This is a genomic window from Streptomyces sp. NPDC046759, from assembly GCF_040645475.1.
GTDB lineage: Bacteria > Actinomycetota > Actinomycetes > Streptomycetales > Streptomycetaceae > Streptomyces.
Map to the genome: position 1 here is coordinate 100,060 of NZ_JBEYYJ010000035.1, position 8,372 is coordinate 108,431.

The 8,372-nt window shown below is 71.2% G+C and carries 8 protein-coding genes; 7 read left to right on the forward strand and 1 reads right to left on the reverse strand.

Annotated features, from left to right (window positions below):
- Positions 1-94: 94 nt before the first annotated feature.
- Positions 95-772: a DUF461 domain-containing protein gene (locus ABZ919_RS35250; protein WP_361256247.1), complete on the reverse strand. Its 678-nt coding sequence runs from the start codon at positions 770-772 to the stop codon at positions 95-97.
- A 605-nt stretch (positions 773-1,377) separates the two neighbouring features.
- Between ABZ919_RS35250 and ABZ919_RS35255 the strand changes: the two genes are divergently transcribed.
- The 7 genes from ABZ919_RS35255 to ABZ919_RS35285 all read left to right on the forward strand — a co-directional run bounded on the left by ABZ919_RS35255 (position 1,378) and on the right by ABZ919_RS35285 (position 8,242).
- Positions 1,378-1,860, forward strand: a complete 483-nt coding sequence (locus ABZ919_RS35255; RefSeq protein ID WP_003953493.1) for a CarD family transcriptional regulator — start codon at positions 1,378-1,380, stop codon at positions 1,858-1,860.
- A 342-nt stretch (positions 1,861-2,202) separates the two neighbouring features.
- On the forward strand, positions 2,203-2,955 hold the full coding sequence (gene ispD, locus ABZ919_RS35260; protein WP_361256250.1) for a 2-C-methyl-D-erythritol 4-phosphate cytidylyltransferase: 753 nt from the start codon (positions 2,203-2,205) through the stop codon (positions 2,953-2,955).
- On the forward strand, positions 2,945-3,442 hold the full coding sequence (ispF, locus tag ABZ919_RS35265; protein ID WP_361256252.1) for a 2-C-methyl-D-erythritol 2,4-cyclodiphosphate synthase: 498 nt from the start codon (positions 2,945-2,947) through the stop codon (positions 3,440-3,442). Before ispD ends, ispF begins: the two co-directional genes overlap by 11 nt.
- Positions 3,443-3,508: 66 nt before the next feature.
- Positions 3,509-3,913 carry a PPOX class F420-dependent oxidoreductase gene (locus ABZ919_RS35270; RefSeq protein WP_361256255.1) on the forward strand — a complete coding sequence of 135 codons (405 nt, stop codon included), beginning with the start codon at positions 3,509-3,511 and terminating at the stop codon, positions 3,911-3,913.
- Positions 3,914-3,985: 72 nt separating this feature from the next.
- Positions 3,986-5,386, forward strand: a complete 1,401-nt coding sequence (gene cysS / locus ABZ919_RS35275; protein WP_361256259.1) for a cysteine--tRNA ligase — start codon at positions 3,986-3,988, stop codon at positions 5,384-5,386.
- A gap of 87 nt (positions 5,387-5,473) precedes the next feature.
- A complete protein-coding gene (rlmB, locus tag ABZ919_RS35280; protein WP_361256261.1) occupies positions 5,474-6,415 on the forward strand; it encodes a 23S rRNA (guanosine(2251)-2'-O)-methyltransferase RlmB in 942 nt (313 codons plus the stop codon).
- Between the two features lie 153 nt (positions 6,416-6,568).
- Complete coding sequence (locus ABZ919_RS35285; protein WP_361256264.1) at positions 6,569-8,242, forward strand: DoxX family protein; 1,674 nt, start codon at positions 6,569-6,571, stop codon at positions 8,240-8,242.
- Positions 8,243-8,372: the final 130 nt, after the last annotated feature.

The following is an 8,372-nucleotide window of genomic DNA, read 5'->3' on the forward strand; positions in this document are numbered from 1 at the left end:
CCGCACCGGCCGGACGCGCCGTGTGTGCACACACCCGGCCGTACGACGAAGGGCGGCACCCCGTTGGGGGTGCCGCCCTTCGCCGTACGGCTGCTCAGTGGCCGGCGGCCGACTGCGACGCGGAGTCGCTGGGGGACGTGCCCGTGCCCGCCGTGTCGCTCGCGGTGGCCGACGGGGACGCCTTGCCGTGCTTGCCAGGCTTGGCGCTGCCGGAGGCGGTGGCGCCCGGGGCCGGGGAGGCCGTCGGCGCGCCGGACGGGATCTGGCTCGGGCCCCACTTGTCGAAGTAGCTGGTGGCCGGCACCACGAAGGCGCGCAGGCTCACGGCACCGGTCTTGCTGAAGGTGAAGGTGATCTTCTGGGCGTTGCCGTTCTGGACGGACTGGCGGCCGTTGGGGATCTCGGCGGAGGCGTTGCCCTGGCCGCCGAGGATCAGCGAACCGTGTGCCGGGACGGTCAGGCTGCCGCCCTTGGCGGGGGTCAGCTTCACCGTCTCGGTGCTGCCGGGGATGGCGATCGACTGCAGGGTCTCCGGGTCGGCCCCCTCGTTGTACAGGGTCGCCGAGACCACCGCCGGGCCCGTCGAGTTCAGGTCGGGCTGGGTGATGACCGTGGCGTTCTGGACCTTGATGTTGCCGACCGTGGTCGCCGCGTTGTCCGGCTTGACCCCCAGGGTCTGCGAGTCGTTGCCGGCACCACAGGCGGCGAGCGAGGCGATCGAGAAGACGATGGCGGAGGCGGCGAGGGCGCCGCGTCGAAGGCTGCTGCTCACGGCGGCGGCAACTCCTTGAACGCAGGGGCGGCTCCCCTTATAAAGCCGCCCTAAGTGTCTGTCAGCGGCCCCAGGTTACCGAGCCGTTCCCACGCCGCCGCACCCGACCCTCCCCAAGCGTCCTGCTTGCCTCCGGCTGGGGGTACTGCGAGCGCGTCGTCACTCTGGTCACAAGTGACTCTCCAGTCACTTGTGACAGGCACTCGTCCGCCATTCGGATAACCGCGCGCAAAATTTCCGTGAAGGAATGCGCGACCACCCCCGATATCGATCACTCGGGGCCCTCCGGGCGGCTGTTGATCAATTCCGGAATCGGCCCGGATCGCCCCCGGCGCACCGAACGGAGTAGCGGAAGTCGCACGCTTGGAAGCAGACAAATCGGGACGTTCAGCCACTTGGAGACGGCTCCGGGAGTGTGTAGCGTACGCCTTTCACCCTGCCCGCAGAGCCCCTCTCACCTGCGAATTCCCGGTTCCGCAGGGTCCCCGCAGCACGTTCCGGTCGCAGTTGTCAAGCCCCGAGATATGCCCTGACCTGCGAAAACGCCATTCAGAAGACGCCGTATCCGTGTTACCCTGGATAGCCACGGAAGGGGTACCTGTCACATGACGTTCAAGGTTGGCGACACCGTGGTCTATCCCCATCACGGGGCCGCGCTGATCGAGGCCATCGAAACTCGCCAGATCAAAGGCGTGGACAAGACCTACTTGGTGCTGAAGGTCGCCCAGGGTGACCTGACGGTGCGTGTGCCAGCGGACAATGCTGAGTTCGTGGGTGTGCGTGATGTGGTCGGTCAGGACGGGCTGGACCGGGTCTTCGAGGTGCTGCGGGCGCCGTACGCCGAGGAGCCCACGAACTGGTCCCGTCGCTACAAGGCAAACCTGGAGAAGCTCGCCTCGGGCGATGTCATCAAGGTCGCGGAAGTCGTGCGTGACCTGTGGCGTCGTGAGCGCGAGCGCGGACTCTCCGCCGGTGAGAAGCGCATGCTCGCCAAGGCTCGCCAGATCCTGGTGAGCGAGCTGGCTCTCGCGGAGAACACGAACGAGGACAAGGCCGAGGCCCTGCTCGACGAGGTGCTCGCCTCCTGACGCGCCACGGCGGCGATCCTTCGCCTCCGCCACGCTCAGCACAGTGAAATGCCGCGGTGCCCGATGACACTGATCCTGTCGCCGGGCGCTGCGGCATGTTCGTACCCGTGGCCTCGTGCCGGTGGCGCCGGATGTGCCGAGAGCGCCGGATCCCTCGAAAGAGCCCCGCTCTTCGGTGTTCTTCGGAAAGCCCCCGCGAAGCAAGCCCCCCGATACTTGATGTGCCGGGCCCGGGCAGATGGCTCGACCAGGGTCACGGAAGGGGTCCGGTCAAGGCGTCGCGCCCGGCACTCCTCCAGGCCATACCCACCTAGGTCGAGCACACAAACCTGACAGGAACCGATGTCTGACGAATCGCGCCCTTCGCCCGCGCAGACCCCCGTCGCCGCCGTGATTCCGGCCGCCGGCCGGGGCGTACGCCTCGGTCCGGGCGCTCCCAAGGCGCTCCGCGCGCTGAACGGCACGCCCATGCTCATCCACGCGGTGCGCGCGCTCGCCGCGTCCCGCCATGTCCAACTGGTGGTGGTCGTGGCCCCGCCGGACGGCGCCGCCGAGGTCAAGTCCCTGCTCGACGCGCACGCGCTGCCCGAGAGGACCGATTTCCTGGTCGTGCCCGGAGGGGAGAGCCGCCAGGAATCGGTCGGGCTCGGCCTGGGCGCCCTGCCCCCCGAGTACGGGGTCGTCCTCGTCCACGACGCGGCGCGCCCGCTCGTCCCCGTCGACACGGTGGACGCGGTCATCGAGGCCGTACGCGACGGCGCCCCCGCCGTGGTGCCCGCGCTGCCGCTCGCCGACACGGTGAAGGAAGTCGAGCCGGCGGCCGTCGCCGGCGACCCGGAACCGGTGGTCGCCACCCCGGAGCGCGCCCGCCTGCGCGCCGTCCAGACGCCCCAGGGCTTCGACCGCGCGACCCTGGTCCGCGCCCATGAGACGGTCACCGACAACGTCACCGACGACGCGAGCATGGTGGAACAGCTCGGTCTGACGGTGGTGGCCGTCCCCGGTCACGAGGAGGCCTTCAAGGTCACCCGCCCCCTCGACCTGGTCCTCGCCGAGGCGGTCCTGACCCGCAGGAGGCTCAACGATGGCTTCTGAACGGCCCGTGGTCCTTCCCCAGGTCGGCATCGGCACCGACATCCACGCCTTCGCCGAGGGCCGCGAGCTGTGGTGCGCGGGTCTGAAGTGGGAGGGCGAGGGGCCGGGCCTGGCCGGGCACTCCGACGCCGACGTCGTCGCCCACGCCGCCTGCAACGCCCTCTTCTCCGCCGCCGCACTCGGTGACCTGGGGCAGCACTTCGGTACCGGCCGCCCCGAGTGGTCCGGCGCCTCCGGGGTGACCCTGCTCACCGAGGCCGCCCGGATCGTGCGTGCGGCCGGCTTCACGATCGGCAACATCGCCGTCCAGGTGGTCGGCCCCCGCCCGAAGATCGGCAAGCGCCGGGACGAGGCCCAGAAGATCCTCTCGGAGGCGGCGGGCGCTCCCGTCTCCGTCTCCGGCGCCACGACGGACGGCCTCGGCTTCCCGGGCCGCGAGGAGGGCCTGATGGCGGTGGCGACGGCACTCGTGGTGCGGGTGAGCTGAGAGCGTGCGAGGGTACCCGGAGAGTCACCGCGAGTCACCGCCGACCCTGGCTTTCCGGAGGTACCCATGTCCGCCGCCCTGCCCGACCGCGTCAAGTCCCTGCTCGACGGCAAGGTGTTCATCGTCGTCGGCACGCTGCAGCCAGACGGCAGCCCGCAGATGTCCCCGGTCTGGGTGAAGCGCGAAGGCGACCACGTCCTCTTCTCCACGACGGTCGACCGCCGCAAGTACCTGAACCTCGACCGCGACGCCCGCGTGACGGTGGTCGTCATGAACCCCGACCAGCCCTACGAGTACGCCGAGATCCGCGGCACCGCCGACATGACGACGGACGGCGGCCAGGACCTCATCGACGAACTGAGCCAGAAGTACACGGGGAAGAAGTACGCCGACTTCAACCCCGCCTCCGCTCAGGACGCCGAGCGTGTGGTCGTACGGATCACGCCGCAGAAGGTCGTCGGGATGAGGTGACGACGCGGCCCGCGGCCCGCCATTGTGGGTAAGGGGCGTGAGGCACCCTCCCGCGCCCACTACCCTGGAGGGGTGACCATTCGCCTGTACGACACCAGCGCCCGGCAGATCCGTGACTTCACCCCCCTCAGGGCGGGTTGTGTCTCGATCTACCTGTGTGGCGCCACGGTGCAGGCGGCACCCCACATCGGGCACATCCGCTCGGGCCTGAACTTCGACATCATGCGCCGCTGGTTCGCCTACCGCGGCTACGAGGTGACGTTCGTCCGGAACGTCACGGACATCGACGACAAGATCATCACCAAGGCCCATGAGCAGGGCCGGCCGTGGTGGTCGATCGGCTACGAGAACGAGCGGGCGTTCAACGACGGCTACACCGCCCTCGGGTGCCTGCCGCCGACGTACGAACCGCGCGCGACCGGCCATGTCACCGAGATGGTCGAGATGATGCAGCGCCTGATCGAGCGCGGGCACGCCTACGCGGTCGACGGCAACGTCTACTTCGACGTGCGCTCCTTCCCGCACTACCTGCAGCTGTCCAGGCAGGAGCTGGACAACCTGCTGCAGCCGTCCGGAGAGGGCGAGACCGGCAAGCGGGATCCGCGGGACTTCGCCATGTGGAAGGCCGCCAAGCCCGGCGAGCCGACCTGGCCGACCCCCTGGGGAGAAGGCCGCCCCGGCTGGCACCTGGAGTGCTCGGCGATGGCGCACAAGTACCTGGGCTCCGCCTTCGACATCCACGGCGGCGGCCTGGACCTGATCTTCCCGCACCACGAGAACGAGATCGCGCAGGCCAAGGCCTACGGCGACGACTTCGCCCAGTACTGGGTGCACAACGCCTGGGTGACCATGGCCGGCGACAAGATGTCCAAGTCGCTCGGCAACAGCGTCCTCGTGAGCGAGATGGTCAAGCAGTGGCGGCCCATCGTGCTGAGGTACTACCTCGGCACCCCGCACTACCGCTCGATGATCGAGTACAGCGAGGAGTCGCTGCGCGAGGCCGAGTCCGCGTTCGCGCGGATCGAGGGCTTCGTGCAGCGGGTCACCGAGCTGGCCGGCAAGAACGTGGAGCCGGCCGACCAGGTGCCGCCCGCCTTCGCCGAGGCGATGGACGACGACCTGGGTGTCCCGCAGGCCCTGGCCGTGGTGCACACCACCGTCCGGCAGGGCAACAGCGCGCTCGCCGCCGACGACAAGGACGCCGCCGTCGCCCGCCTCGCCGAGGTGCGCGCCATGCTCGGCGTCCTCGGCCTGGACCCGCTGGACGCCCAGTGGGCGGGGGAGTCCGAGAAGGGCGAGGACCTGCACGGCGTGGTCGACAGCCTCGTACGGCTCGTCCTGGACCAGCGCGAGTCGGCCCGCGCCCGCAAGGACTGGGCCACCGCCGACACCATCCGCGACCAGCTCAACCAGTCCGGCCTCGTCATCGAGGACAGCCCGCAGGGCCCGCGCTGGACCCTCGGTCAGCGCTGACCCCTGCTTGATCGACTGTGCCGCCCGGCCTCCCGGGCGGCACACTGCATAAGACGTACGTACGACGCTCACGGAGACGAGTTACTCATGGCCGCGAACAACCGCCGCATGTCCGGCAAGAAGGGCGCGCAGGTCGGCAGCGGCGGCAAGCGGCGCCGGGGCCTGGAGGGCAAGGGACCGACCCCGCCCGCCGAGATGCGCAAGGGCCACGCCAAGCAGCGCGCCGCCGCGGCCAAGGTCCGCCGTGGCCAGGGCCGCACGCAGCCGCGCCGGGGCGGCGGCAGGTCCAGCTCCGAGCTGGTCGTCGGGCGCAACCCGGTCGTCGAAGCCCTGCGCGGGGGCGTGCCCGCCTCCACCCTCTACGTCCAGCAGTTCATCGACAACGACGAGCGCGTCCGTGAGGCCCTCCAGCTCGCCGCCGAGCGCGGTGGCATCAACCTGATGGAGGCCCCGCGCCCCGAGCTGGACCGCATGACCAACGGCCTCAACCACCAGGGCCTGGTGCTGCAGGTCCCGCCGTACGAGTACGCGCACCCCGAGGACCTGCTCGACGCCGCCGCCGACGAGGGCGAGGACCCGCTGGTCGTCGCGCTCGACGGCGTCACCGACCCGCGCAACCTCGGCGCGGTCGTCCGCTCCGTCTGCGCCTTCGGCGGTCACGGCGTCGTGGTGCCCGAGCGCCGCTCGGCCGGCATGACCGCCGGAGCCTGGAAGACCTCCGCGGGTACGGCCGCCCGCACGCCGGTCGCCCGCGCCACCAACCTCACCCGCACGCTGGAGTCCTACAAGAAGGCCGGCCTCACGGTCGTCGGCCTGGCGGCCGAGGGCGAGTCCGAACTCGGCGAGCTGGACGCCCTCGAGGGCCCGGTCGTCGTCGTGGTCGGCAGTGAGGGCAAGGGCCTGTCCCGCCTGGTCGGCGAAACCTGCGACGTCCGCGTCCGCATCCCGATGCCGGGTGGCGCGGAGTCGTTGAACGCCGGTGTGGCGGCGGGCATCGTGCTCTACGAGGCGGCCCGCAGGCGAAGCTGAGACGGCGGCACGCCGACGGGAGTGAACATCCGTCCGGTGCCTCACCCTTGCGGGCTAATTCTGGCGCCCATGTGCCGTTAGAGGCCGCTTTGACGGGGTCCGGACACATCCGCCCGGTCAAAGCAGTGTCCTAACTCCACGTCACTCGGTTAGATGAGTGTGGACACCAGAACACCCCGCACACCCACGGGGGACCGCTCGTCGGGATACGACGACGCTCCCGCGCTGAGCATGGTGAAGGTGCCGAGCGATCCGGCGCAGGTCATCGTCAACCACCCCAGCTTCCGCGTGCAGCTGGGTGCGTCGGCGAGGCGCACCCAATCGCCGCGGATCGCCCGGCATCTGAGCGCCGCCCAGGACGCCGCCCGGTCGCCCGGCACGGCGGGCCGGCCGGGCGCCGGTGCCGGCCGTCGCCGCCCCGTCGTGTGGAGCGGCAGGTCCGCGCCCGACGACACCGGCGCCCACCGGCTCCTCCAGGCCGTGCGGGGCAGCAGCGTCCGCCACGCCGAGGAGCCCGAGGCCGGCGCCACCCGGGTCATCCCGCGCGTCGGGACCGGTTACGGCGACGCCTACGAAGACCTGGACCAGACCGTCGAGAGCCCGGTCGTGGGCCACCAGCGCACCGCCCCCGACGGCACCCGGCTGCTGCCGCACATGCGCACGGCCGGCGGTGCCTATGACGACCCCCCCTACGCGGACTCCGGCTTCCAGCCGTACGACGACGACGATTACGACGACTACGACGACTACGACGACCGTGTCGGCCCGTCCGCCCCCGGCGCCCCCCGCGCCGGCCGCCACCAGGGCGACGACCCGGCCCGGCACGCCTACTACCCGGGCCGCCGGATGAACCTCGGCGTCGTCCTCCTCCCGCTGCGGATCTTCCTCGGCTTCATCTCCATCTACGCCGGCATGGGCAAGCTCTGCGACCCCGTCTACTTCGACGGCGGCAAGCGCGGCTCGATGGTCAAGTGGCTCAACACCCTGCACCCGTGGGACGTCGCCGAGCCGCTGCGCCAGTTCGCCCTGCACCACCCCGTGGGCTCCGGGCTGGTCATCGCCTTCCTCCAGGTGGTCGTGGGCGTCCTCACGATCCTCGGTTGCTGGCAGCGCGTGGCCGCGGTCGTCGGCGCCCTGCTCTCCGCCGCGCTGATCGTCACCGTCAGCTGGAAGACGGTCCCCGCCTACGACGCCCCCGACATCATCTACATGGCCGCCTGGTCGCCCCTGGTCATCGCGGGCGCGCCCGTCTACTCCGTGGACGGCCGTCTCGCCGCCGGTGCCTGGCGCCGCCTCGGCCCGCGCGCCGACATCTTGGACCTGCGCCGCTACGTCCTGCGCCGCGGCGCCCTGATCACGGTCGTCACCGTCGGTGTCACGCTGCTCCTCGGCTCCCTGCTCGGCGGTGCCGTACGCGACTCCAGCCGTGTGGTGGTCCCCGGCCCGGGCGAGGCCCCGCGCAACAACCTCCCCGGCTCCCCGCTCCCGCAGGAGTCGGGCAAGCAGCACAAGAAGGCCCCGGCCACCTCCAGCTCGCCCACGGGCGGCGCCACGGCCGGCGCGAGCCCGTCCGGCGCGGCGACGACCCCGGGTGCCACCCGGTCCGCCGGCGGCACGACCACGACCCCCAGCCAGACCCAGGGCACCGTGGGCCAGGTCCCGCCGCGCCAGTCCTCCCCGACGGGCGGTGTCCCGAGCTCCACGGCGGGACCGACCAGCACCGGCGGTACGTCGACCGGGGGCAGCTCCTCCTCGGGCGGTGCCGGCGGCTCGGGCGGCTCCTCGTCCTCGGGCCAGCAGGGCCTGGTGGGCGGCCTGCTGGGCTGACGGAACGCCACGCGGAAGGGCCCCGTACCCGAAGGCTTCCGTTCTAGTGGTCGTCGCAACACCCCAGTTCAGGGGATGCGATGGACTTCGAGATTCGGAAGGTGCGGAGCCCTCAGGGCCGCAAGAAGCT

What these genes read in the sequence shown, in the direction of transcription:
- ABZ919_RS35255 (WP_003953493.1), top strand. Translation starts at nt 1,378, where the DNA reads ATGACGTTCAAGGTTGGCGACACCGTGGTCTATCCCCATCACGGGGCC.
- ispD (WP_361256250.1), top strand. Translation starts at nt 2,203, where the DNA reads ATGTCTGACGAATCGCGCCCTTCGCCCGCGCAGACCCCCGTCGCCGCC.
- ispF (WP_361256252.1), top strand. Translation starts at nt 2,945, where the DNA reads ATGGCTTCTGAACGGCCCGTGGTCCTTCCCCAGGTCGGCATCGGCACC.
- ABZ919_RS35270 (WP_361256255.1), top strand. Translation starts at nt 3,509, where the DNA reads ATGTCCGCCGCCCTGCCCGACCGCGTCAAGTCCCTGCTCGACGGCAAG.
- rlmB (WP_361256261.1), top strand. Translation starts at nt 5,474, where the DNA reads ATGGCCGCGAACAACCGCCGCATGTCCGGCAAGAAGGGCGCGCAGGTC.
- ABZ919_RS35285 (WP_361256264.1), top strand. Translation starts at nt 6,569, where the DNA reads ATGAGTGTGGACACCAGAACACCCCGCACACCCACGGGGGACCGCTCG.